Origin of the sequence: Pseudomonas sp. BF-R-01, from assembly GCF_019946615.1 — a bacterium.
In the GTDB taxonomy this organism is placed as follows: Bacteria; Pseudomonadota; Gammaproteobacteria; order Pseudomonadales; family Pseudomonadaceae; genus Aquipseudomonas; species Aquipseudomonas migulae.
Genome location: NZ_JAGYFX010000012.1, coordinates 30481 through 56264 on the forward strand (window position 1 = coordinate 30481; position 25784 = coordinate 56264).

Genomic DNA, 25784 nt, shown 5'->3' on the forward strand with positions numbered 1-25784 from the left:
ACAGGAATTAAAATGAGCGAAAGCTTTGCGGAACTCTTTGAAGAAAGCCTAAAAACCCTGAACCTTCAGGCAGGCTCCATCATCACCGGTGTTATCGTTGATATCGATTACCAAGCTCGCTGGGTAACCGTTCACGCTGGCCTGAAGTCTGAAGCACTCATCCCGCTTGAGCAGTTCTACAACGACGCTGGCGACCTGACTATCAACGTCGGTGACGAAGTTCACGTTGCGCTGGACTCGGTTGAAGACGGCTTTGGTGAAACCAAGCTGTCCCGTGAAAAAGCCAAGCGCGCTGAATGCTGGATTGTTCTGGAAGCTGCCTTCGCAGCCGAGGAAGTGGTCAAGGGCGTTATCAACGGTAAGGTTAAAGGCGGCTTCACTGTCGACGTTAACGGCATCCGTGCGTTCCTGCCAGGTTCCCTGGTTGACGTCCGTCCTGTGCGCGATACTACGCACCTGGAAGGCAAAGAGCTGGAATTCAAGGTCATCAAACTCGACCAGAAACGCAACAACGTTGTCGTTTCCCGTCGCAGCGTCCTCGAAGCCGAGAACTCCGCCGAGCGTGAAGCTCTGCTGGAATCCCTGCAGGAAGGTCAGCAAGTCAAAGGTATCGTCAAAAACCTCACCGATTACGGCGCATTCGTCGATCTGGGTGGCGTGGACGGCCTGCTGCACATCACCGACATGGCTTGGAAGCGCATCAAGCATCCTTCCGAGATCGTCAACGTTGGTGACGAAATCGACGTTAAGGTTCTGAAATACGATCGCGAACGCAACCGTGTTTCCCTGGGCCTGAAGCAACTGGGCGAAGATCCATGGGTTGCTATCAAAGCCCGTTACCCAGAAAGCACTCGCGTTACCGCTCGTGTAACCAACCTGACCGACTACGGCTGCTTCGCTGAGCTGGAAGAAGGCGTTGAAGGTCTGGTACACGTTTCCGAAATGGACTGGACCAACAAGAACATCCACCCTTCGAAAGTCGTACAAGTCGGCGACGAAGTGGAAGTTATGGTTCTGGACATCGACGAAGAGCGTCGTCGTATCTCCCTCGGCATCAAGCAGTGCAAATCTAACCCATGGGAAGATTTCTCTGGCCAGTTCAACAAGGGCGATAAAATCTCCGGCACCATCAAGTCGATCACCGATTTCGGTATCTTCATTGGTCTGGACGGCGGCATCGACGGTCTGGTTCACCTGTCCGACATCTCCTGGAACGAAGTGGGCGAAGAAGCCGTTCGCCGCTTCAAGAAGGGCGACGAGCTGGACACCGTTATCCTGTCGGTTGACCCAGAGCGCGAGCGTATCTCCCTGGGTATCAAGCAACTGGAAAGCGATCCGTTCTCCGAGTACGTTCAAGAGAACGACAAAGGCGCAATCGTTAAAGGCATCGTGAAAGAAGTTGACGCTAAAGGCGCCATCATCACTCTGGCCGACGATATCGAAGCGACTCTGAAAGCCTCCGAAATCAGCCGTGACCGCGTTGAAGACGCGCGCAACGTTCTGAAAGAAGGCCAGGAAGTAGAAGCCAAGATCATCAGCGTTGATCGTAAGAGCCGCGTAATTCAGCTGTCGATCAAATCGAAAGACGATGCTGAAGAGAAAGAAGCCATCCAGAGCCTGAAAACTGCTCCGGAAGGTGAAGCTGCTGCTGACACCACCATGGCGGCACTGCTGCGCCAGGCAATGGCCAAACAGAACTAAGTTCTGCTTGATCATTAAAAAGGGCGACTTCGGTCGCCCTTTTTTGTGCCTGCGATTCGGTGCGGGCAGTAACCATATCGCACGACATTGTTCGCCCGTGAAACCAATAGCCCCCAAAAGCTGTCTCTTTCTTTAATCGGATCAATCGTTTATTTGCAGCTAGTCTTTAGTCAGAAGCGAACGACAGTCGGGCAGGGCGCCCGACATAAGGAAATGAATGAACAAGCTCGTTGTCGCACTAGCCGTTCTGACATTGGCGGGTTGTACCACTAATGCGAAGACTCACGCCTCACGTGGGGTTAGTGGTATCGAGATCGATTGTTCGGGGTTGGGGTCGGGGTGGGAGAAGTGTCACAAACGCGCTGCCAAGGAGTGCAAGGGCGCTGGCTACAAGGTGGTCACGAGATCTGATGACGCCAAAGACGAAGATGAGTATCCCTTTGGCTTCAACCCGGCAGGTTATGTGACACGCACCATGCTGGTTATCTGCAGATGAGCAGGTCGGGCTTGATCAGGCTTCTGTTCTGAAATCGGCATCCCATTGCTGGCGAAGATATGTCAAAGCTCGGGCTGTTCAAATTCCTTCGGGCATGCTAAAACCTTTGAAGCGCTTTTCCTAGCTGCTTGAAAAAGAAGGGAAAAATATGACGAAGTCGGAGTTGATCGAACGAATTGTCACCCATCAAGGGCTGCTCTCATCAAAGGATGTGGAGCTGGCTATCAAGACCATGCTTGAACAAATGTCCCAATGTCTGGCCACCGGTGATCGCATCGAGATCCGTGGATTTGGCAGCTTCTCCCTGCACTACCGCGCACCGCGCGTAGGCCGCAATCCGAAAACCGGTCAGTCCGTCAGCCTTGACGGCAAATTCGTTCCCCATTTCAAGCCGGGGAAAGAGTTGCGGGATCGGGTAAATGAAGAAGAGGAAGAAGTTTGAAATCCAGACAGGGGGGGGCTCATGAGTAGCTTGAAGCGCGTGCTGGTTATGGTCGTTCTACTGTTGCTGGTGCTGGCGATACTGGCTTTTGTGCTTGAGAACCAGCAGTCGGTTTCCTTGCTGTTCCTTGGATGGGCTGGGCCGCAGCTACCAGTTTCCGTTGTCGTGGTGGTTTCATTGCTGATAGGGATGGTCGCAGGGCCTGCGATTGGCTGGATCGTTGGTCGCACCGCAAGAGCGCGGCGCAAGCGTCTGGTTTGATCTACAACGATGGAAGCGTCACCGGTTACTTCCAGTGGTTGGCCGGAGGAGGGGGCTAGTGCCATCCCCCATCCCCCATCTCCATTTTCTGACTCGGCTGTTAAGCCTCTTTTTCCCCAGCCTTGAACTTGACGGCTAAAACTACCAACGGCAGATAAGCCAGGCACACTCCCGACAGGCCATCCAGTTTGCCGCTCCCGACCACCAGGGCGATCGGTAACAGCCAGCACAGATTGATCGCTGCGACCGTCAGGGTGACTGGCAAGTGCTTGCCAAACTGGCGGGAAGCAAACTGATAGGCATGGCTACGGTGGGCTTCATAGACCTTGTCACCCCTGAACAAGCGGCGAAGCAAAGTCCACGTAGCATCAACAATGAACACGCCGAGCAAAATCAACCAGCTCCAGAGAAGCTGTGGTGCCGTCCAGGCAGCCTGCAACGACAGTACCCCCAAGGTAATGCCCAGGAAACCGCTGCCGGCATCACCCATGAAAATCCGCGCCCTGGGGAAGTTCCAATACAGGAAGCCTGCTACCGCAAAAGCCAGTAACAGAGGCAACAGCGCCGCCAGTTCATTCCCCGCCAGCCAGTACAACAGCGCACCGCTCAGGCATACACAGATAGCTTCGACACTGGCAATGCCGTCAATCCCGTCCATAAAGTTGTACAGGTTCAGCAGCCACACCAGATAAACGGCAGCCAACGCATGACCGATCCATCCCAGGTCGAGCGCGAATCCAAACAGTGTCAGCGGCGGCAAGCCACCTATCCAGAACAGCGCCCAGGTGGCTGCAATGAAGTGGCCCAGCAAGCGCCAACGAGCGCTGATATGGCCGTGATCATCCAGAAACCCCAGTACCGCAATACCGACGCCTGCGCCCAGTAATGCCCAGGTCAGAGGCCAGGCAACGAAGCCCAGACTGGCCGTCCACATCAATGCCAGCAGAAAGCTCACTACGATCGCTACACCACCACCTCTTGGTGTCGGCACGACGTGCGAGCTGCGCGCATTCGGTATGTCGATCAGGCTTCGAGCCAATGCGTACCGGCGCAGGGCGCCAGTCAGAAAAAGTGCGACAACGGCCGCAGCCGGTAACAGCCACCACATATTCATTGAGTGTGTAGTTCCAAAAAGTGTTTAGCCGTGTCGCGCAGCGCTTCATCGACGCTGACCGGCGGTTTCCAATTCAATAGTTCACGAGTCTTGCTGATATCGACCTGAAGTGAACCGCACAAACGCTGGGCCAGTGCTTGCTTGCCCAGGAGTGTCGCGCCGGTTTCAAGCATCCAGCTCGGCACCGGCAGCAAGCGCGCAGGCTTGCCCAGGGCCGTCGCCATTCGACGCAACAACATGGTAGTCGAAAGATCCTCACCATCACTCACAAGGAAGGTCTGGTTTGCTGCTGCGAAGTGCTCGGTGCACGTCACAATCAGGTCAACCAGGTTATCCAGGGCAACGAGGCTGCGTTGGTTGTGAATGGCGCCAAACGGCAGGGGTACGCCTTTGTCCAGCCAGCGCATCATGCTGAGGAAGTTGGCTCGTACACCTGGCCCATAAACCAGCACCGGACGAATAATCACCACTTCCATGCCGGTTTCAGCTGCCAGCGCTCTCAGGGCATGTTCCGCTTCCATTTTGGAAATGCCGTAAGGGTCGCTTGGCGCCTCCTCTCCATCGGCAACGTAAGGCTTGCCGAGAGCCGTGCCTTCGCCATTGACCTTGATTGAGCTGAGAAAAATGAAGCGCTTGACCCCGGCGTCAGCGGCCTGCCGAGCCAGATTGAGCGTTCCTTCGACGTTAACCTTGCGATATTCGGCAAGGGGGTCGGAGGATTCGTCACTCATGACGTGTACGCGAGCAGCCAACTGGATGACCAGATCCTGGTCCTTCAACAATCCCTGCCAATCCTGATCGGCCGACAGCCCATTGACCAGGCTCTGTGTCACACGCGAGTCGAGATCAACCTTCAACTTGCGTACGGCGGCGGTAATTTCGTGGCCACGCTCGAGCAACGGTGCGATTAGCCCGCTGCCGACAAAGCCGCTGGCCCCTGCCAGAAGAATGCGCATGATTAACGAGCCTCCTTCAGGGAAAGAATGTCTTGCGACATCTCGCGCATGATATTGCCGCGGGCAAAACGCTCGACGAAGGCATGCCGCGGGCTGGTCAGAATATTCAGGTTCTCGAAAGACCTGGTTGCAGCATCCACATCGCAAGGTTCGAAGACGGCTGTATTTTCGATATGTTCAGCGACAAAGCTCGCCGCGTAACCCGAAATGCCGGCCCAGATCGGTTTACCCAGCGCGGCGTATTCAAACAGTTTGGACGGCAAGACCTTGCGGAACGCGTCGTAGTCATTGAGGTGCAGGAACAGCACATCTGCCGACTGATAGACCTGAATCAGTTCATTGCGCTTGACCGGGTTCAACAGCTCAACGTTAGTGCAGCCGGCTGAACTGATAGCCTCCTTCAGGTGAGCGAGTCTCCCTCCATCACCGATCACTCGAAATCGCAACTTCCCCTCAAGGCGTTTGGCTAGCGCAGGAATGATCGTGTGCAGCCCTTGGCCTTCACCGATGTTTCCGGCGTAGACCACGTCCAGGACCGGATTCAGACTCGCAGAGCTCTCGACAGGCTGGACATCCAGGAACTCGTCATCGATACCGTTTGTGAACAGCGAGTAGTGCTGGTCCGGATACCGGGATTTGAAGTAAGGGAGAAAACCGGCGGAAACCAGATTGACCTTCTTGGCCGACTTGATGGTAAAACTTTCAAGTAGCGAAAGCATGGGCTTGAGCAGCCAGATCAGCTTCTTCGGCAGAATATCCTTGATCGTGTCGACAAAAATATCGCGAATGTCCAGATAAAGCGGAGTCATTTTCTGGCGGGCGATGAGGGCGCCCAGCGACGCGGTCATCAGGCGCGAAGAGGTCGCATAGATAAGGTCATATTGTTTGTTCTGAACAATTTTGCGCACGCCGTTCGCGTAAACCAGAAAAGCCTTGGCTTGATCTGCCATACCGCTTTTGTGGGCCGGCAATGCGATTCGGCGAATGGTCAGGCGAGGATGCTCTTCCAGTTCCGGCGCTTCGCTGCTGAACGAGCTGTAGCGGTTTGGCAAGGTTGTAATCAGCTCGATATGCGCGTGCGCCGGCAGTTTCTCGAGAAGCGCCTTTACCAATGCCGTCGTACGAAACGATCCGGCAGATAAATCAGGCTGGTAGTAAAAGCTCAGGATTAAAAGTTTCAAATAAACCTCACCAAGTTATACGGGTGGTCAGCGTGTTCGACGACAGCTCAGCGACGATGCACTGGTTCGGAACAGACTTGCCAAATTCTGGATGCCACGTTGAAGTAACTACGTTGATCTTGGTTGCACCCTCCAGGAAAACGGAAGCAACCTGGCCGCCGGGAAGGGTGATCGTCAATTGCCCGCCATTTTGAACAACCAAGGCCTCGGGGTGTACAAAAAACCTGGCTTTCGCTCGGTTAAAACTTCCTGTGAGCGAATCCGTGATCTGCAACTCGTCAACTTTTGCGAGCCATTCACGGGTGTGCAGGTTTTTCCCTTTCAAACGCTTGTAACCATCATGACTACAGCGGACGCGGACGATGCCATCGGCCTGGTCGAACGTATCCAGCGCAACACGCGCACGCCGGGCAACCCTGAAGCCGGCCCAGACTTCGGAGGAGCTCTCGCCGTCCACTTCGACGGTGTTGTGTGCTGCGGTACTGCGTTGGCGGTGACGTTCGGAGTCTTCGCCGTACTGCGATGTTCCGGAGTTAACGAAGACGCGCTGACCAAAGAGGCTGAGTTCGAAACTCAGGGTATCGGCATGGGTATGCCCCGGTTGGTAGTCGGGGGCCACCTGCGCAAGGTTCAATAGCGCCTTGCATTGATTGCCAAAATCAATCGAGACGTAGCCGCTTTCGGCGTGATGTTCGGCCGAGACAGCAGTGGCAGTGCTGTTTTTTTGCTCTGGCAGGCAATTGAGCAGGCGTGCGTATGTTTCGATATCGTGCAGCGCGGGAGCGATGCCGAACGCCGAATCGTTAAAGAAAGGGATGCCACCGTCGGGGTGCTGGAGGCTGCGTAGCCAGACGATGCCTCGTTCGACAACGTGCTTCCATTCGTCCAGTCGGTTTCTTAGTGGTGCAAGTTTGGTGTGGGTGGCCAGGTTCACCAGGTCGCACATGTCCCACAGCAGGGAGGCGTGGTACATGGGGGACAATTCAAAGTGCGCGCCGTCCGCCAGAAACTGCTCCTTGACCTCGCTATCCAGAATGTCCAGTCCCAGCGACTGCCAGCGTTCAGCATGAGCGCCTTCCAGGAAGGTGCCGGCAAACACGAGCGCCTTGCCGTTCACAAACAGGTGGTTTGCCAGGATGTGATATTCCACCTGTTCGGACAGGGCATGGGTTTGCATGGCCAGGCTGTCCAGCCAATGGCCCTCCAGGCTCGGCTGTCTCTGCAGCCACTTCACCAGGTTCACGATACGCAGAGAGAGCGTATAGGGTTCCCATCCGCAACCGCCGAAGGGAGGGTTATTCACAATCCAGCTGTTGACCAAGCGGGTGTCGAATGCAGTGGATGCCTGGTCGGATGCTGCCAAATGGTCGAGGTAATGCAGGTTGTATTGCCAGATTTTCGGGAGTGTCGTGTTGCTCCACTCGATGGGCGCTTTCATGCCCATGAAGTCGAACTGCTCGTCCGTCGTAAAACGGGACGCACTCCAGCCCGGGGCTTTTGCCAGATCAAAGGCCGATCGCTTGCCGAATCCGGTTGCCGTAAATGGTTTTACTTTGGCGAAACGGTAATAGATCCGGTAGAAAATCTGCTTCAACCGTAACATTTTGGCTGTGTGGTAGAGCTTGAAAAGCCGAGATGTCAGCGCATTGCCCATAAAAATCACTTAAATAATGAAAGATGTCGTCGTTTACAAGCGGACCTGGAAGCTTTTACGCAAAGTTCAGTTTCAACCAACGTTCAAAGTACAGCACCTGCCACAGCTTGTACGTGTTGTTGATTGCGCCCGAAAAATGATTCGTCACCAGCTTTTCCACTTCTTCGCGCTCTAGATACTGATAAATCCGCTCGAACTCGCTGAGCAATCGCTCCGCCCCTATCCGACGGATAATGCCGTCGAGGGGAGGGTTGAAGCCGGTTTTCGGGCGATCCACAAGAGCGGCGGGAAGCAGGCTTTTCAATAGGCTCTTCAGAGGGGCCTTTGGCGCGCCATCCTTCAGCAGTTCTGCACTTGAGGTGGCGAAACCATTAGCAACGACTCGCTCATCGAGCAAAGGCACACGCAACTCGATACTGGCCAGCATGCTCGCTTTATCGGAAACACTGAGGTTGTGGCTTAGAAAGCCTGTCAGGTCAAAGTGTTGTGCACATTTTACTTTGTCTGCGGGATCGCCCTTGTAATTGACGAGCACGGACTCCAGGCGTTGCTTGTAATGCTGTTCCCGTTTCGAGTAATCGGGGAAAAAGCCTTTCAACTCCTGCCTGGAGAAATATCCCAGCATTCGTGAATACGCCAAAGGCCAGTAACTTTCCTGGGCATAGGACACCAGTCGTTCGAATTTTTTGTCGAGCTGCTTGGGAAACAGCTTGAATTTCAGCAGAGCATTCAGCACTGGGTAGAGCCGCCGAATCAGCCCGTGATGCTTCAGGACCTTGTAGCGTGGATAGCCGGCGAATGCCTCGTCCCCACCCATCCCGCTGAGCATTACGGTGTATCCGCTCTTCCTGGCTTCTGTTGATAACCGATAGGTAGCCCAGAACGTGTAATCGGAAACCAGCTCTTCCGTATTCGCTGCGACGAAATCGATCGACTCGAACACGTTGGTGTTCGAATCGAGAATCTCTGTCACCACTAGTTTCTTGCCCAGGTGTTCAGCGATATCAGCCGAGAACTTCATATCGACAGCAGAATCTTCCGTCGCTTCGTACTTGGCGAAAAACAGATCTGCCTCACCCGTGTAACTGGCCAGAATACTGGAGTCAGCGCCGCCACTGAAAAATACGCCAACCGGAACATCCGCCTCCAATTGCCGTGTCACCGCGCTGCTCACATCTGCGGCGAGGTTTTGCTCGGTCTTGAAGTTCATCACGGTCTGGTAACGCTGGGTCTCGCAAGCGCCCGTGAGCAGATCGAACTCAAGGTAAGTCCCGGGCATCAATTTTTTGATGGCTTTGTAGCCGGTGTTCGGTTCGTAGAGGAAACCGTTATTGAAGAACTCGAAAACGTCATCGTGATCAATATCGGCGGTGACCTCCGAATAACTCTTGAGGCCGCGTATTTCCGAGCAGGCGTAGATGCCGTTCGTGCTGGAGTAGCAGTACACAGGCTTGATCCCGATAACATCTCTTACCAGGAAGAATTTATTTCTGGCTTCATCCAGGATGACAAAAGTGAACATGCCTTCAAGCAGTTTGAAAGCGTGTTCCTTGTGCTCAACATAAAGCTGAAGAATGACCTCTGTATCCGAGGTGCCCTTGAATGAGTAGCCTTTTTCGATCAGCTGATTACGCAGTTCATGATGGTTGAATACCTCACCATTGAATACGATGCTGACGCCATTGCCGGCGAACATTGGCTGACTGCCGGTCGGCGAAAGGTCCAGGATGCTGAGCCTGTTATGTCCGAGGCCTACCTGGTAGTCCCCGACACTGGCGAAGTAAGTACCAGACGCATCCGGGCCGCGATGTTTGGTGACGGCCAGGCTTGATTCCAGCTGGCTCTGAACTCCGAGGACCTCGCGTTTAACAGCAAAAAAACTTAGGCCGCACATTATACAGATAGCTCCACATTTTTTTGATCGGCAGGCTCATGCCCAACAGGCTTTTCTTTGGTTTGAGTCGAGGCCGTGTGTGAATGTACGGCATGGGCGCTAGACGCACGGTTCTCTCGGGACCACTTATGCGCGAAGACCACTCCCCAGGCAGCAGCAAGCAACAGGTTGAACGAAATCAGACGGAATACCGCGAAAAACAAACCGTAGACCGCCAGTGTCATGACGGCTGCACGAACAACTGTTAAATGTGCAGACTCAGATCTGAGGGACGTAAGACGATAGAGAACGGGGCCTGCGATGACCAACGAATAAACCAGAAAGCCCAGCAGTCCGCCAACCATCAGCATGTAGAGCGGCCAGTTGTGTATGTACGCAACCATCTCGGTGAAGGAGACACCTTCAGAAGTTTCCCAGCGCATTCCATGCTTGATACCCATCCCGTTGCCCAGCACTGGATGGCTCAAGAACATTTCCCAGGCGATTTTGTATTCTTCAAGCCGGGACATTACGTTGAAGTCACCTTTTCGTTTCCAGGCGGCCCCCGATAACAAACTCAAGCGTCCGAGCCAAACCTGATCCATGCCAGTGGAAAAGATGAATGCAACGCCAAATACGCCCTGAGTGGCCAAATTGGCCGACAACTTCACGCGCAAGTTTTTATGGGCGAAAAATGCATAGAGCGAAAAGAGCAGCATGACCAAAAGGGCGCTGATCAGCATGCTTCTTGTGAAGGTGATCAGTACGGCTGCCATGCAAAGCATGGCCACCAAAGCGCCGACAATAGTAATCCGCCGGTCTCGTGCCAACGTGCTTACAACGAACCCCACAACCATGCCGACAGGCAGCAACGCATCTGTTGCCTGTGCCAGCAGCATGGTGATCCGGTCGCGCATCGGCCCCATGGCGTTGACGTTGTTCAAGGCCGCTTCTTGAGAGATCTTGACTTCCTCTCCGTTAGTCAGGATGAGCCAGTACGGTTGCCACATGTCGTGGTAGAAGTAGTAGAAAACGATGTAGCCGGCGGTCAGGAAAATCAGGGTTCCCACTGAAGCGCCGACCCAGCGGATCTTGCTTTCGTCACCGCTGACCAGTGCGCAGACAGGTATCAGTGCATATATAAACAGAAAGGGAATGACGCCCCTGATCCAGTCCAGCATCGGCACATGATTGTGCATGGCCACGGCCAGGTTGATGCTCAATATTCCCGCGCCTATAAGCAGCGGGATACCGAAAAGGCGCAGTACGGACCTGATTCCGCAAGTGCGAAGCAACTTGATCAATGCAGCAATGAATATCACTGCCAGCAAAGCGGCGAACGATATTTCTTGAGCCCCTACTGACGGTGGGGCCGGGCGCAAGGCAAAGGCCAGCGGGAATAGCGCCAACAGGCCCAGCCAAGGCGAAATAATGGCCGTCAGCACAAGCAGGGAAACACCAACAGTGCCGGTGTAGAAAAGAACGCCAGGATCCTGCATAAGCAGAATGGAAATGCACGCGGCCGCTGCAATTGCCATGCTGTTTTTCATGCAGTCGTTACTACTCATTGCGATACTCCGTTCGCCATTTCAGGGGCGTATAGCTTTATAGTCTACAGAGGTCTGTCCAATCACTCGGGCTGGAATGCCGACAACGATTGAATTGTTGGGTATGTCTTTCAGTACTACGGCCGATGCTCCAATCTGGCAGTTATCCCCGATTTTAATATCGCCAATGATCTTTGCACCCGCACCGATGTAGCAGTTGTCCCCAATCACCGGGCATTTGTTGATCTCGCTGGTGACATAGCCTTCTGCAGCACCAATCGTAATTCCTTGGCCTAATACACAGCCCGTCCCGACTTTAGCGTTCGCGTGAAGTACGACACCAATGGCGCCGTAAGCGAAAATGGTGCCTTTTCCAAGATTGGCGGACACCGGAATGTATGAATTGAACAAAAGAAAAATCAGGTTGCGAATCAGGCCAGGTACGACGGGTACACGACGCTGATAAAACCAGTTTCCTACGCGATACAACTTAACTGCGTTCATTGTCAAAACCTCAAGGTGCGAAAGTCAGCCGGACGAAGCCGAAGTATCCCAACCGCAATGATCAAAAGAGAAAGCATGTAAAGAACGCCCCAGATCAAATTGACGTCTTTCAATACGATTGCGAAGGGGGAGAGTACAGAGACCCAGAATATGACCGGTAGACGGATTCCTGGTCGGCACAGCAAGTGCAAAAACAATAAATAGGCAGAGAACCCAAGCGCATAAAACAGTTCTGCCTGTTTCAGGCCCTGAACGAACAGGATCATCCCGGCCACAGCCAGTGCGCCCAGGACGAGGTTGGCGATGATTACTTTACGATGAAGCCCGGAAGCAACGAGATACCTTTCTGTCACCACGGCCCAGTACAGGACTGGCAGGCAAGGAAGCATCGCCAGGTAAGCGGAGTATTGCGGGAACAGCCATCCCATCGCATACCCGGACAAGCCAACCAGTGCGAAGTAGAAAAGGGCGACGGACATGATGATTCTGTATTGCTCTTGACGCTGTCCCCCGGAGACAAACGCAACAAATACAGCCCTGACATTTATAGGGAACAGGCTCGTCGCTGACTGAATGATCGACACGATCACCCGGAAGAGTCCAAGGTCCCGAACGGGCAGACTCTTCGAAAGAATGTAGGGCAGGATATTGGTAAACAGATTGAAGACCAGAGTGATGGATACCATTCTAGGCAACAAAAACAAGACGTTCTTGCAGGTGGACAATAACTGCCTGCCCACTGGCAGTTTTGCGCCATGGCTAAACAGCACTGCCACGGCAAACAGGCACGGTATCAAATTCGTCAGCAGCAGAATGTCCACGATACTCAGCGGCAGAATCTGTTGATAACTGATGAACAAGAGGACGAAAAAAACACACAGGAAGAGAACGAGGTATCCGACTATCCAGCGCTGCAAACGAAGCCCGAACAGGGAAAGCAGGCACGCTGAGCTGAGCAGCATGACACTCAGCAATAAAGGATTACCGATGTCGTCTACCAGGCTGACCACACTGAACAGTAAAAAAATCAACGTCGCCATAAATAATGAGGTGACGAGGATGTACTCGGCTTCGACACTGGCAATAAGCTGCTCGTTAACGATGTCGAGAAGTTTTTGAAATAAAAATACAAGCACATTGGCCTTGATGAACGCGCCATACGCATCCAGTCCATACAGGCCAGGAATAACAAAGTTTACAACCAGGCCACTTATCAGCGTCAGCACCTGAATTAGTAGATTGACCATGCCGGAACCTCTTAAACCTCATCATGACAAATTCGAGCACACGATCATCTAGAGTAAAAATCGCTGTCGCTTTATAGCGCAAAAAAATCAGGTGAGTGTATGACCCACCTGATTTCTGTACGCAATCAAGTTACCCCTGATTTTTCAGGTCCAGACTCCGCGGGTATCGATAACTTTCAGCGATGACAAGCGGGTTTTCGGGATGGTTTTAAACGCACTGTGATCTACGAGCAGAACGATGACGTTGGCCGAAGACAGAGCCTGATCGACCGGGCTCAGGGTTGCGATGCCTTCCAGGCGAGCAGGGAGGCGCTCGATGTTCGGCTCAACGGCCAGAACGGTGCCCGGATGATTTTTTGCAATCTGCACAGTGATCTCAAGGGATGGGCTTTCGCGCAGATCATCGATGTCCGGCTTAAATGCCAGGCCCAGACAGGCGACAGTGACGTCCTTCGCTGTTTTAGCCGGGTTCTCTTGCAGATACTTGCCGATTGCGAGCGCGACCTGATCGAGCACCCATTGTGGCTTGCTGTCGTTGACCTCGCGCGCGGCGCGAATCAAGCGCGCTTCATCGGGGGTCTTGCTCACGATAAACCAAGGGTCGACAGCGATGCAGTGACCGCCTACACCAGGGCCAGGTTGCAGGATGTTGACTCGCGGGTGGTGATTAGCCAGGCGGATCAGTTCCCATACGCTGATGTCGAGCTTGTCGCAGATGATCGACAGTTCGTTGGCAAAAGCGATGTTGACGTCGCGGAAGCTGTTTTCGGTCAGCTTGCACATTTCTGCAGTGCGCGCGTCGGTGATGATGCATTCACCTTCCACGAACGTTTTATACAGACGCATTGCAGCATCCGAGCACTTGGCGGTCAGGCCGCCGATGATGCGGTCGTTCTCGATCAGCTCGCGCAGCACGTGACCCGGCAAGACGCGTTCAGGGCAGTGTGCAATACGAACGTCAGAGTCTTCGCCGTGCGTTTGCGGGAAGCTCAAGTCCGGGCGCGCTTCAGCCAGCCATGCGGACATTTGCTCGGTTGCGCCGACCGGAGAAGTCGATTCAAGGATGACCAGATCGCCTTTCTTCAAGACTGGAGCGATGGCTTTGCTGGCTGACTCGATGTAAGACAGGTCCGGTTCGTGGTCGCCCTTGAAAGGGGTCGGTACCGCAATAAGGAACGCATCGGCCGGTTCGGCAGTGGTGGTTGCGCGCAGATAACCTTCGGTTACCGCTGCCCGCACGACAATATCCAGGTCCGGTTCGATGATGTGAATTTCACCGCGATTGATCGTTGCAACGGCGTGAGGATTAACATCGACGCCTATGACTTTTTTCTTGCGTGCGGCAAAAACTGCGGCAGTGGGCAATCCGATGTAGCCGAGGCCGACTACGGAAATGGTTTCAAAGCTCATAGGTTAGCCTCTTTTAAATTGGGAAAGAGTTTCAAGAATCCGCGCGCACGCCTTGCCATCACCGTAGGGGTTGTGAGCGAAGCTCATCTGGCTGTAAGCGTTGGAGTCCGTCAGCAGGCTGCGCAAGTTGCCCGTGATAACGTCGATGTCGGTGCCAACCAGTTTGACAGTGCCTGCCTCGACGGCTTCCGGTCGTTCAGTGGTGTCACGCATGACCAGAACGGGTTTGCCCAGCGAAGGTGCTTCTTCCTGGATGCCGCCCGAATCGCTGAGGATCAGGTAGGAGCGGTCCATCAGGTACACAAAAGGCAAATAATCCAGTGGTTCAATCAAGTGAACGTTGTCGATGCCGGCCAGGAGTCGATTGACGGGCTCGCGAACATTCGGATTGAGGTGGACGGGGTAGACGATTTCGACGTCGGGAAATTCTTTCGCCGTCGTGAGCAGTGCCTGGCAGATTTTTTCAAATCCGTCACCGAAGCTTTCGCGGCGATGGCCGGTGACCAGGATGATTCGCTTCCCTTCACCCAGGAAGGAGAATTGTTGGTGAAACTGTTGCTGCAGGGTGGCGCTGTTTTTAATTCTCGCCACGACGTCCAGCAGGGCGTCGATCACTGTGTTGCCCGTGACGTGAATGCTTTGAGCGGCGACCCCTTCCCGGAGCAGATTCTGACTGGAGGTGTCTGTCGGGGCAAAGTGCAGGGCTGCCAGAGCGCCGGTCAACTTGCGGTTGGCTTCTTCTGGCCAGGGCGAATAGAGATTGCCCGTGCGCAGGCCGGCCTCGACATGAGCGACAGGGATTTGCTGGTAGTAGGCCGCCAGGGTAGTGGCGAACGTGGTAGCAGTGTCGCCATGCACGAGGACGATGTCGGGCTTGAACTCGGCGAAGACCGATTTCATGCCTTGCAAAATAGTGGTGGTGACGTCCGTCAAGTCCTGGCCAGACTTCATGATGTTCAGATCGAAGTCAGGCGTGATCTCGAAAAGATTCAGTACCTGGTCCAGCATCTCGCGATGCTGGCCGGTTACACATACCTTGGCTTCGAAGCGTTCGTCCGCCGCGAGGCTTAACGCCAAAGGGGCCATTTTGATTGCTTCGGGGCGCGTGCCAAACACACACAAGGTTTTCAAAGTCATAGCTACACCGCTATTAAAAAATAAAAAAAATTATTGCGTGCACAGGCCTATCACGCGAATGAGAGAAGGGCGAATTCGATTGGTTTTTGCACTGTTTCCTTGTGCTGCACAGAACCGCTATTTACCGCTAACGGAGTAGCGGCGCAGGCACGCAGGGTTTTGCCGGGAGTCTGATCCACAAGCAGCCCGGTGTGCGGGCGCAGGATCATTGTCTGGCGCAGATTGTCTCTGGTTGCCAAGCGGCCATCGCCGAACCCTTCCAGTATCAGAGGAGCAAAAAACATGGGCGTCGGCGAGTGTAGGAGATGGATATCATTGTCCTTTGGGGCGCGCTGTTCAATCGATCTAATCCACCCCTTCCTGGAGACAGCCTGATCCCTCTCGAGAAGGTGCTCGCAGCGGGGCTGTTTACTTCCGCTGGCATGATCTCGATCGCGGAGTGACATCTTTGTCATCGGGGGTCAACCGTTCAGTTCGTGTTAGCCGGGTCTTTCGTCGGAGACAGAAGTTTCTTACAGCGTGTCCCTGCTCGCTCTTCTTTATCGCTAAGAACTGGAAAGCTTTTTAGGCGCCGCGGATTATAGCCTTCTTTGTTCGATGCTTTCCAAGGTTGCAGCTTGATGCGTCTTCGATGCAGTGAATTTTCTTCCAGATTGGTTGTCAGGGTGCCGGCCGATTGCCAGATGTGCCTCGCCAATCGTGAAAGGCCTGATGGCGAGAGACTATTCCTTGTGGTCATCTTGATCAGTTTTGATACAACACCGGAGGGGTGTAGCTGCGATTCTTATAGGCTGCGTGCAGTTCGGGGCATTGTATCAGGTAGGAACCGCGATTCCGGCACGTTCGTCATTTTTTACCAGCACCTGCCGGGGTAACCGAGGCCGCCCGGGTTGCCCTTGCGTTTGATGGCAGTAATTTTGCCTGCAATCAGGGATTTCTGCCGCAACACAGGTATTATATCGGGATTGCCTTCGGTAGCCTGTCAGGCCCTGCCTCCCTCCAGCTGTTTTGGTACAAGGGTGCCTGATCGAAGTTTATTTTTTGATGCAGTCCTTACGCTGGTGCGGCATTTGCCCGCGCTGGTATTTCATCGTAAATCGGCCGGTTTTCTTTGCGGGTTCAAAGGCAATAGTTTATTTTTTGATTTCAGGAGCTTGGTGAGGTGTTCGATAGGGTTATGGATAAAATAAGAGCTTTTTTGTTGAGCCTTCCGCGCCGACACAAGCGGGTCCTGCAGGTAGTTGCCGATGTTGGTTTGGTTTGGGTCTCGTTATGGATGGCTTTTGTCGTTCGTCTAGGGATCGACGAAATGAACAGCCCTGTTCAACAGCACCTCTGGTTATTTCTTAGTGCTCCCGTCGTTGCCATCCCGTTGTTTATTCGATTTGGCATGTATCGCGCCGTGATGCGTTATTTCGGTAATGATGCACTTATCGCGATAATTAAAGCCGTCAGCCTTTCTTCGCTTATTCTTGGCGTCATCGTCTATTTATATAGCAATCATCAAACGGTCGTGCCCCGCTCGATTATGTTCAACTACTGGTGGTTGAGCCTGATCATGATTGGTGGCTTGCGTTTGGCAATGCGCCAGTACTTTTTGGGTGATTGGTTCGCGGCGGCGCAACATGTGCCTTTTGCCAATCGTGATAATGGTTTGCCGAAAGTGGCCATTTACGGCGCTGGCGCCGCAGGCAACCAGCTTGTTGCGGCGCTGCGCATGGGCAGGGTGATGCGCCCGGTTGCGTTCATCGATGATGACGGAAGTATTGCCGGTCGTGTCATTTCCGGGTTGCAGGTGTTCAAGCCCAAGCATATCCAGCAACTGATTGACACGACAGGTGCTCAGGAAATCCTGCTTGCAGTCCCTTCGGCCAACCGTGGGCGCCGCCGGGAAATTCTGGGCTACCTGGAGCGCTTCCCGCTTCATGTGCGCAGCGTGCCGGGATTCATGGATCTGGCCAGCGGCCGGGTCAAGGTCGACGATATCCAGGAAGTGGACATTGCCGACCTCCTTGGGCGTGATGCGGTACCGGCTCAAGAGGACCTGCTGGAGCATTGCATCACCGGCCAGTCAGTGATGGTTACCGGTGCGGGCGGATCAATCGGTTCGGAGCTGTGCCGGCAGATACTTGCTTTAAGGCCTACGACCCTGTTGTTGTTCGAACACAGCGAGTTCAACCTTTACAGCATCCTGTCCGAGCTTGAGCAGCGAATTGCGCGTGAATCGTTGTCCGTCAAACTGCTGCCGATCCTGGGTTCTGTCCGTAACGAGAACAAGTTGCTGGACGTCATGAAGACCTGGCATGTCGATACGGTTTACCACGCTGCAGCGTACAAACATGTACCTATGGTCGAGCACAATATTGCAGAAGGCGTGTTGAACAATGTCATGGGCACGTTAAACACGGCCCAGGCTGCACTTCAGGCCGGAGTTGCAAACTTTGTACTGATTTCCACCGACAAGGCTGTTCGCCCCACCAATGTAATGGGGAGTACCAAGCGACTTGCAGAGTTGACATTGCAGGCGCTCAGCCGTGAAAAAGCACCTGTGTTGTTTGGCGACAAGTCCAGCGTGTCTCGCGTCAACAAGACCCGTTTCACCATGGTCAGGTTCGGTAATGTGTTGGGCTCGTCAGGTTCCGTGATCCCGCTTTTCCACAAGCAGATCAAGGCTGGCGGACCGTTGACCGTCACACACCCGAAAATCACCCGGTATTTCATGACCATTCCCGAGGCCGCTCAGTTGGTGATCCAGGCCGGGTCGATGGGGCAGGGCGGGGACGTTTTCGTGCTGGACATGGGCGAGCCGGTAAAAATCATCGAGTTGGCAGAGAAAATGATTCATCTGTCAGGGTTGAGTGTCCGGTCGGACAAAAATATCCACGGTGACATTTCGATCGAATTCACCGGCCTGCGCCCAGGTGAAAAGCTCTACGAAGAGCTGCTGATCGGCGACAACGTTGCGGCGACCTCGCATCCGATGATCATGACGGCCAGCGAAGATTACCTGACCTGGGATGTGCTGAAGGCGCGGTTGGGCGAATTGCTGGCAGCGGTTGATCAGGATGATTATTCAAGAGTCCGCCAGCTTCTGCGCGAAACGGTCAGCGGCTATACCCCTGACGGCGAGATCGTCGACTGGATCTATCAGCAGCGTCGCCTCGAGCCCTGATTGTTTCACATCCTGTAACTGACACATTTTTGACAGGCTCCAGACATCACCTAAGTTTGGAAGGCAGCTTCGGAAAAGCTGCTTTCCCAATTGATGTCATGGAGCTTCATTTATGCGTACTGGCTACTTCTACTCTCTGATTTTTGCCCTCCTGAGCACTGCCTCTGTCGCCGCCATTGCCGCCCCCGCGGCCAAGTCGGAGGCGGGCACTGCACCTCTGGTCATGGAGGTCGCTCCCAAGGTTCAGTCCGAAAAGGTTGATTTGAATCAGGCCGACGCGTCGACCCTGCAACGGGAGTTGTCCGGCATCGGGGAAGCCAAGGCCAAGGCGATTGTTACTTATCGTGAGAGTAATGGGCCGTTTACATCGGTGGACGAGCTGCTCGAAGTGAAGGGGATCGGCAAAGCCATTCTGGATAAGAACCGCGAAAAGCTTGAGGTGAACTAAGCTTGTAATTCAGCGCCATGGGCCGGTCATTGACCGGCCTTTTTGCATTCTGGCGTACGTGGTGATTTAGCGCCTTCCGTCGGCAGATGAAAAATTACGGCTATCATATTGTGATTAAATTATGCCTATAATAAATTTGTCATCCAGCTTGGCGCTCTGAAGCGCAGGCGCTTTTCTTTTCCTTACACATTCCAGGAGCACGTCATGAATTCTGTCCAGACCCAAGGTACGGCTCTTGTCACCGGTGCTTCATCCGGGATTGGTGCCATTTACGCTGAGCGCTTGGCAGCGCGCGGTTTTGATTTGTTGCTGGTTGCACGTGACGAACAGCGTCTTCAGGCGGCGGCGAGCAAGCTGCGCGCCGAGCATGGTGTTCAGGTCGAAGTGCTGAAAGCGGATCTCACGCAAAAGGATGATGTGCTGAAACTTGAGCAACGCCTTCGCAGCGATTCGAGTATCAGTCTGCTGCTGAATAACGCGGGTGTCGCGGCAGATGGCTTGCTGGCCAACGCCGATCTGGACCAACTGGAACGTTTGATTCAATTGAACGTCACGACGGTCACGCGCCTGGCTTCGGCGGCGGCCGCCAGTTTTGCCAAAGCCGGCCGGGGTACGATCATCAACATCGCCTCGGTGGTGGCGTTGTTTCCCGAACGCTTCAACGCCACCTACAGCGCCAGCAAGGCTTATGTGTTGAGCCTGACCCAGTCGTTGAATGCCGAGCTGGATGGCACCGGGGTCAAAGTACAAGCGGTGTTGCCAGGCGTGACACGCACCGAAATCTGGGAGCGTTCCGGTATTGACGCAAGCCAGATCCCGGCGGACATGGTCATGGAAGCGGGCGAGATGGTCGATGCATCGTTGTCGGGGCTGGACCAGGGAGAACTGATCACTATTCCTTCGTTGCCGGATGCCTCTGACTGGGATGCGTTTGTCGCGGCGCGTCTGGTGATGGCGCCGAATCTTTCCAAAAGCAAGGCCGCTTCGCGTTACAAGTGAGGCACTCTCCATTGGCTTGAGGTAGTTGCGGTATGAGTGAACGTCGAGTGGTTGTAACGGGCATGGGTTTGGTGTCTCCGCTGGGTAGCGGGGTCGAAGCCGTCTGGGAGCGTCTGTTGGCCGGACGTTCGGGATTGCGCAACCTGCCGGACGAAGTCGTGGCTGATCTGCCGGCCAAGGTCGGTGGCGCAGTGCCGACGCTGGCCGAAGATGCCGAGGCGGGTTTTGACCCGGATCGTGCGACGCCACCCAAAGAGCAGAAGAAGATGGACCGCTTCATTATGTTTGCCATGGAAGCGGCACGTCAGGCGCTTGAGCAAGCCGGTTGGCAGGCACAGGACGCCAATGCCCAGGAGCGTACGGCGACCATTATCGGTTCGGGGGTCGGTGGTTTCGGCGCGATTGCCGATGCGGTCCGCACCACCGACAGTCGTGGCCCGCGGCGTTTGTCGCCTTTCACCATTCCCTCCTTTCTGGTCAATCTGGCCGCGGGCCATGTGTCGATCCAGCACGGATTCAAAGGCCCCCTGGGTGCTCCGGTAACGGCGTGCGCGGCCGGGGTTCAGGCGATTGGCGATGCGGCGCGGCTGATCCGTTGCGGTGAGGCGGACATTGCGGTGTGTGGCGGTGCGGAGGCGTCGATCGATCGTGTCAGTCTCGCCGGGTTTGCTGCGGCTCGCGCATTGTCCAGTGGTTACAACGAAACCCCGGAGCGTGCTTCGCGTCCGTTCGACCGTGACCGCGATGGTTTTGTCATGGGTGAGGGCGCAGGTCTTCTGGTGATCGAATCCCTGGAGCATGCATTGGCCCGTGGCGCGCAACCGCTGGCGGAACTGGTCGGTTACGGCACCAGCGCCGACGCCTATCACCTGACCGCCGGCCCCGAAGATGGCAGTGGTGCGCGACGGGCGATGTCACTGGCGCTGGCTCAGGCGGGCGTTGCTGCGGCACAGGTGCAGCACCTCAATGCTCACGCAACCTCGACGCCGGTTGGAGATCTGGGCGAGTTGGCTGCGATCAAATCGTTGTTCGGCACGGATAACAAGATTGCGGTCACGTCGACCAAGTCGGCCACCGGGCATTTGCTCGGCGCGGCGGGCGGGATCGAGGCGATCTTCACGTTGTTGGCGATCCGTGATCAGATCGTGCCGGCCACCCTCAACCTGGATAACCCGGATCCGGCGGCGCAAGGCGTGGATATCGTCCGTGGTCAGGCGCGACCGATGGCCATCGAGTATGCGCTATCCAACGGTTTCGGCTTTGGTGGGGTCAATGCCAGCGTGCTCTTTAAACGCTGGCAGGGTTAATCCCGGGGCTTTTTGAGAAAATCGCGCGTGACGTCGAGAATCCGCTGGGCCAGATCGGCGCTCTCGACACTGCGCGACAACAGCAGCGCCCCGACCATTGCGGACATGATGAAGATGCTCTGGTCGGCGGCATCATCACCTTCAAGGGTGCCTTGTATTTGTTCGAGCCGCGCATTGAGTACTACATCGGAGGTCGGACTTGGCTGTCCGCGCAGGCCGAGTTCCGATGACATTGTCGGCAACGGGCACCCTTCATGGGGCGAAGTCTGGTGCCATTCGGACAAGTACGCGTCAATGAATGCCTCGAGTGGGCGTTCCTGAGCGAACAGTTCGGCGCAGATGACTTCCACCTCGGCGCCTGCAGCCTGCAGGGCCTTTTCTACCAGCTCATCCTTGGACTTGAAATGCGAATAGAAGCCGCCGTGAGTCAAGCCCAGCGCTTTCATCAGGGGCTGCAAGCCGGTCGCGCCAATACCGTCGCGGCGAAATCGCGCTGAAGCTTCCTTGATGATGCGTTTGTGGGTCTGAGCTTTATGGTCCTGCGAGTAACGCATCTGGTATCTCCGCAACAATGCGCCATCTTAACCAATGGAAATGGGATGGTGACTGTACTTCTATTTCTAAAAAGCATGCAGATGCGTCCAACTCCTTCATGGCGTCTCGAATAAATTGGCACGGATAGTGATTACCCGTTAGCTGACGATTGTTGAACAATCATGAGGCGATAAGAATGAACAGCGGACTGTCCCTAGCCGACCACATCACCCTGGAGTTACGCGCCGACATCATTGGCGGTCGTTTGCTGCCCGGCATGGCGCTGGTGGAAAACGATCTGGTGTCAGCCTACAACGCTTCCCGCAACACCATTCGCGAAGCCTTGCACCGCCTAGGGCAGGAAGGTCTGACCCGTTATGTGCGCAACAAGGGCGTGATGGTGCGTCGCTTGGGCGTCGACGATGTGCGGGATCTGTTCAACGTCCGCCGCACGCTGGAGTTGCAGGCCATCAGTGCCAGTCAGCCGCTGCGCGATTATCAGTCCGACCGGATGCTCGAAGCCCTGGAAGCCACCGAACTGGCCCGGGAGCGCGAGGACTGGCGCGCCGTGGGCACGCACAGCCTGGCGTTTCATCAACACATCGTCGGGTTGCTGCGCAGCCCGTTGTTCGATGAGTTCTTCACCAATGTCGTCGCGCAACTGCGCCTGGTGTTTTGCGCCGCGCCCGATGAATCACGGTTTCAGGCGCCCTGGCTGGCGCGTGACCGGCAGATTCACGAGCTGTTGGCCGAAGGCGACAAACGCGCCGCCGAGGACGCCATGAGCCGTTATCTCGACGATTCCGAACACCTTCTGTTGCAAATGCTTGCTCCTTCTTCCCATCACTGATCGAGGATTCGTGCCATGTACAAAGACTATCCAGCGGCCTACCAAGTCAGCAAAGGTTCGGCCTTGCAGGTGGACAAAGCCTTCTATGAAAAGATCCGGGATACGAAGGAGGGGCGCACGCTGATCGAGCAGTTCGAAGTGCCGATCCGCACCGGCCGCGCCTGGAATGTCCCGGCTGGGCACGTGTTTCGCGTGACCACGCCGGTCGGCCCGCAAGTCGGGGATTTCAACGTCTGGAATGCCAACGATCCGCGTGAACGCTTGTGGGCTTCGCGCACGCGGCAGTTGCAGGGGGCGCATGTCAGCACTCACGACCGGCTCTGGTCGAACCTGCCATTCTTGCGGCCGCTGGTGACCATCACCGATGACAGCCTGGCCGACTACGGCATTGACGAACATGGTGGGCGCCTGCACGACTTGCTCGGCACCCGCTGCGATCCCTATGTGAACAAAATGCTCACCGGCGAAGACTTCCACCATCACTGCCACTCCAACCTGACCCGCGCAGTGTTGCCCCATGGCCTGACCGAGTTCGACGTGCATGACGTGCTGAACATTTTCCAGTGCACCGGCCTCAATCACGACGACATGTACTTCATGAAAGCCTGCCCGGCGCAGAAGGGCGATTACCTGGAATTCTTTGCCGAGATCGATCTGTTGTGCGCGCTGTCGACCTGCCCGGGAGGCGATCTGTCGCTGGCCATGTGGGGGCCGGACGCGCAGGACCCGCTGAGCGTGTGTCGTCCGCTTGGGGTGGAGATCTACAAACTGGAGGATTCACTGCTCGAAGGCTGGAGCCAGCCGGAGCGTGCGGCGTACAAAGGGCTGCATGGCTTGCACATCGCCAAGGCCGATTGGGAAAAATAGCCGTCACCTGTAGGAGCGAGCCTGCTCGCGATGGACGTTAACGATAACGCGTTTATTCTGAATAAACGCGTTGTTCTCAGGTGCATCGCGAGCAGGCTCGCTCCTACAGGGATCAGGTTTTTTCAGCGGTCCTGCGCATCCTTGGCATCCGCTTGCGCGTTGCGTTCAGCGACGCGCTTGCGTTGCTCATCGGTCAGTTCGACCTTGTGGGCGGTGTCGCGCAACAACATCAAACCACCCACGATCGAGCCGATTGCAACGATCAGAATCAACCAGGCATACCAGGGCATAGGGCTCTCCTTGAGGGCAGGCCGATTGGCGGGTTTCGCCAATCGATCGTGCATACCACTTTGAGCGATTCAATTTCGCAGTGGTTCCATTCTATGCCTGATCGACTCGCAACACCTGCTGCGATTCAGAGCCCGGTCAACATCGCGTCCGCCGGTGCATCGGCGCGCAATTGCGCGGTCAGCATGAAGTACACGAAACCCACGGCCATGAAGCCGAGGAAAATCGCACCGATCAGCGCGTTGAACCACGCCATCGCCACCAGGCACACCACCGCCAGCACCAGTGCAATGGCCGGCACCAACGGGAAGCACGGCGCGCGGAAAGTGCGCTCCAGGTTCGGCTCGGTTTTACGCAGCTTGAACAGGCTGAGCATGCTCATGATGTACATCACGATCGCGCCGAACACCGCCATGGTGATCATCGCGGCGGTCAGTGTCATGCCGCCGAGGTTGATCAAGCCGTCGCTGTAAATCGCCGCGATCCCGATGACACCACCGGCGATGATTGCCCGGTGCGGCGTCTGGAAGCGCGAGAGTTTGGCCAGCGACGCCGGCAGGTAACCGGCTCGCGCAAGGGCGAAGAACTGCCGCGAGTAACCGAGGATGATCCCGTGGAAACTCGCCACCAGACCGAACAGGCCGATCCACACCAGCATGTGCAACCAGCCGGAGCTTTCACCGACCACGGTTTTCATCGCTTGCGGCAGCGGGTCGTTGATGTTCGACAAAGTGCGCCAGTCGCCGACGCCGCCGGCAAAGAACATCACTCCCATGGCCAACAACACCAGGGTCAAAATGCCGCTGATGTACGCCTTGGGAATCGTGCGTTTCGGGTCCTTGGCTTCTTCGGCAGCCATGGAGGCGCCTTCGATGGCGAGGAAAAACCAGATGGCAAACGGAATCGCCGCGAACATCCCGGCAATCGCCGGTGCGCCGAACACATCGGAGCCGGCCCAGCCGTTCAGCGCGAAGTTACTGAAGCTGAACGCCGGCGCAACCACGCCCATGAACACCAGCAATTCAGCCACCGCGAGTACGCAGACCACCAGCTCGAAGGTTGCCGCCAGTTTCACCCCGAGGATGTTCAGGCCCATGAACACGATGTAGGCGCCGACCGCTGCGTGTTTCGGGTCGAGGGCGGGGAATTGCACGTTGAGGTAGGCGCCGATCGCCAGTGCGATGGCCGGTGGGGCGAAGACGAATTCGATCAGCGTCGCCAGCCCGGCGATCAATCCGCCTTTCTCGCCAAAGGCGCGGCGGCTGTAGGCAAAGGGACCGCCGGCGTGGGGAATCGCCGTGGTCAGCTCGGTGAAGCTGAAGATGAAGCAGGTGTACATCGTGGCGACCATGAAGGACGTCACCAGAAAACCAAGTGTGCCCGCCACGCCCCAGCCGTAACTCCAGCCGAAATACTCACCGGAAATCACCAGCCCGACCGCGATGCCCCACAGGTGCAGCGTGCCCAGCGTGGGTTTGAGTTGTGTGTTCATGCGTTTGCTCCCTGAACGGTTTGGACAGCTCGGGGGGGGCGTGTGCAGTGGGCGTGCCAGTGTGGTGATGGCCGTCGTAAAGCGCAAAAAGGTGTCGTATCGGGGATGTTCGGCGCTGGATGGATGGGTTTTATGCATCAGTTGGGGGCGTTGGTGTCTGTTATGCCGTCTTCGCGGGCAAGCCTCGCTCCTACAGGGGATCGGCGCATTCAAAACTGTAGGAGCGAGGCTTGCCCGCGAAGGGGCCCGCCCAAACACCGCTGTAACAAAGGCATAAACCCACTCTTTACACTTTCTTTATGCC

General features: G+C 55.5%; 23 protein-coding genes. 10 read left to right on the top strand and 13 right to left on the bottom strand.

Annotated features, from left to right (window positions below; translation table 11 throughout):
* Positions 1-12 precede the first annotated feature (12 nt).
* The 4 genes from rpsA to KGB27_RS07400 all read left to right on the top strand — a co-directional run bounded on the left by rpsA (position 13) and on the right by KGB27_RS07400 (position 2900).
* Complete coding sequence (rpsA, locus tag KGB27_RS07385) at positions 13-1701, top strand: 30S ribosomal protein S1 (protein ID WP_008031789.1); 1689 nt, start codon at positions 13-15, stop codon at positions 1699-1701.
* A 217-nt stretch (positions 1702-1918) separates the two neighbouring features.
* On the top strand, positions 1919-2197 hold the full coding sequence (locus tag KGB27_RS07390) for a hypothetical protein (RefSeq protein WP_008042112.1): 279 nt from the start codon (positions 1919-1921) through the stop codon (positions 2195-2197).
* 148 nt (positions 2198-2345) lie between these two features.
* Positions 2346-2639 (top strand): integration host factor subunit beta, encoded by a 294-nt coding sequence (ihfB, locus tag KGB27_RS07395; RefSeq protein ID WP_008042113.1) that lies wholly within the window; start codon positions 2346-2348, stop codon positions 2637-2639.
* Between the two features lie 21 nt (positions 2640-2660).
* A complete protein-coding gene (locus KGB27_RS07400; RefSeq protein WP_192226150.1) occupies positions 2661-2900 on the top strand; it encodes a lipopolysaccharide assembly protein LapA domain-containing protein in 240 nt (79 codons plus the stop codon).
* 100 nt (positions 2901-3000) lie between these two features.
* On the opposite strand, the gene KGB27_RS07405 is transcribed toward KGB27_RS07400, so the two are convergent.
* From KGB27_RS07405 to wecB, 10 genes are all read right to left on the bottom strand, one after another.
* Positions 3001-4014, bottom strand: a complete 1014-nt coding sequence (locus tag KGB27_RS07405) for an MraY family glycosyltransferase (protein WP_008042115.1) — start codon at positions 4012-4014, stop codon at positions 3001-3003.
* Positions 4011-4970 (bottom strand): UDP-glucose 4-epimerase family protein, encoded by a 960-nt coding sequence (locus tag KGB27_RS07410; protein ID WP_223553747.1) that lies wholly within the window; start codon positions 4968-4970, stop codon positions 4011-4013. The genes KGB27_RS07405 and KGB27_RS07410 overlap by 4 nt, the downstream gene beginning before the upstream one ends.
* A gap of 2 nt (positions 4971-4972) precedes the next feature.
* Positions 4973-6151 (bottom strand): glycosyltransferase family 4 protein, encoded by a 1179-nt coding sequence (locus KGB27_RS07415; protein ID WP_223553750.1) that lies wholly within the window; start codon positions 6149-6151, stop codon positions 4973-4975.
* Positions 6152-6158: 7 nt separating this feature from the next.
* Positions 6159-7805, bottom strand: a complete 1647-nt coding sequence (locus tag KGB27_RS07420; protein WP_223553752.1) for a heparinase II/III family protein — start codon at positions 7803-7805, stop codon at positions 6159-6161.
* Between the two features lie 55 nt (positions 7806-7860).
* Complete coding sequence (asnB, locus tag KGB27_RS07425) at positions 7861-9699, bottom strand: asparagine synthase (glutamine-hydrolyzing) (protein WP_008042146.1); 1839 nt, start codon at positions 9697-9699, stop codon at positions 7861-7863.
* Positions 9699-11246 carry an O-antigen ligase family protein gene (locus KGB27_RS07430; protein ID WP_223553755.1) on the bottom strand — a complete coding sequence of 516 codons (1548 nt, stop codon included), beginning with the start codon at positions 11244-11246 and terminating at the stop codon, positions 9699-9701. Before KGB27_RS07430 ends, asnB begins: the two co-directional genes overlap by 1 nt.
* A 21-nt stretch (positions 11247-11267) precedes the next feature.
* The gene (locus tag KGB27_RS07435; protein ID WP_008042166.1) at positions 11268-11729 is read right to left on the bottom strand and encodes a serine O-acetyltransferase; all 462 of its coding nucleotides are present in this window, start codon (positions 11727-11729) and stop codon (positions 11268-11270) included.
* A 2-nt stretch (positions 11730-11731) separates the two neighbouring features.
* Positions 11732-12976 (bottom strand): hypothetical protein, encoded by a 1245-nt coding sequence (locus KGB27_RS07440; protein WP_207285330.1) that lies wholly within the window; start codon positions 12974-12976, stop codon positions 11732-11734.
* A 144-nt stretch (positions 12977-13120) separates the two neighbouring features.
* Entirely contained in the window at positions 13121-14386 is a 1266-nt protein-coding gene (gene wecC, locus KGB27_RS07445) for a UDP-N-acetyl-D-mannosamine dehydrogenase (protein WP_192416960.1), read from the bottom strand.
* 3 nt (positions 14387-14389) lie between these two features.
* The gene (gene wecB, locus KGB27_RS07450; RefSeq protein WP_008042169.1) at positions 14390-15523 is read right to left on the bottom strand and encodes a non-hydrolyzing UDP-N-acetylglucosamine 2-epimerase; all 1134 of its coding nucleotides are present in this window, start codon (positions 15521-15523) and stop codon (positions 14390-14392) included.
* 1177 nt (positions 15524-16700) lie between these two features.
* On the opposite strand from wecB, the gene KGB27_RS07455 reads away from it, so the two are divergent.
* The 4 genes from KGB27_RS07455 (at position 16701) to fabF (ending at position 21449) form a co-directional block, all read left to right on the top strand.
* Complete coding sequence (locus KGB27_RS07455; RefSeq protein WP_032832695.1) at positions 16701-18695, top strand: polysaccharide biosynthesis protein; 1995 nt, start codon at positions 16701-16703, stop codon at positions 18693-18695.
* A gap of 112 nt (positions 18696-18807) precedes the next feature.
* Complete coding sequence (locus KGB27_RS07460) at positions 18808-19143, top strand: ComEA family DNA-binding protein (RefSeq protein ID WP_223553757.1); 336 nt, start codon at positions 18808-18810, stop codon at positions 19141-19143.
* A gap of 204 nt (positions 19144-19347) precedes the next feature.
* Entirely contained in the window at positions 19348-20142 is a 795-nt protein-coding gene (locus KGB27_RS07465; protein ID WP_008031779.1) for an SDR family NAD(P)-dependent oxidoreductase, read from the top strand.
* Positions 20143-20174: 32 nt separating this feature from the next.
* A complete protein-coding gene (gene fabF, locus KGB27_RS07470) occupies positions 20175-21449 on the top strand; it encodes a beta-ketoacyl-ACP synthase II (RefSeq protein ID WP_008042175.1) in 1275 nt (424 codons plus the stop codon).
* On the opposite strand, the gene KGB27_RS07475 is transcribed toward fabF, so the two are convergent.
* On the bottom strand, positions 21446-22003 hold the full coding sequence (locus KGB27_RS07475; protein ID WP_008042176.1) for a TetR/AcrR family transcriptional regulator: 558 nt from the start codon (positions 22001-22003) through the stop codon (positions 21446-21448). The two genes, fabF and KGB27_RS07475, sit on opposite strands and share 4 nt — an antisense overlap.
* Positions 22004-22179: 176 nt before the next feature.
* Here KGB27_RS07475 and KGB27_RS07480 point away from each other — a divergent pair, with 176 nt between their 5' ends.
* Positions 22180-22833: a GntR family transcriptional regulator gene (locus KGB27_RS07480; protein WP_008042177.1), complete on the top strand. Its 654-nt coding sequence runs from the start codon at positions 22180-22182 to the stop codon at positions 22831-22833.
* A gap of 15 nt (positions 22834-22848) precedes the next feature.
* On the top strand, positions 22849-23700 hold the full coding sequence (locus tag KGB27_RS07485; RefSeq protein WP_008042178.1) for an urea carboxylase-associated family protein: 852 nt from the start codon (positions 22849-22851) through the stop codon (positions 23698-23700).
* A gap of 122 nt (positions 23701-23822) precedes the next feature.
* On the opposite strand, the gene KGB27_RS07490 is transcribed toward KGB27_RS07485, so the two are convergent.
* A complete protein-coding gene (locus KGB27_RS07490) occupies positions 23823-23990 on the bottom strand; it encodes a DUF2897 family protein (protein ID WP_008031772.1) in 168 nt (55 codons plus the stop codon).
* 125 nt (positions 23991-24115) lie between these two features.
* Positions 24116-25480, bottom strand: a complete 1365-nt coding sequence (eat, locus tag KGB27_RS07495; RefSeq protein ID WP_223553759.1) for an ethanolamine permease — start codon at positions 25478-25480, stop codon at positions 24116-24118.
* Positions 25481-25784: the final 304 nt, after the last annotated feature.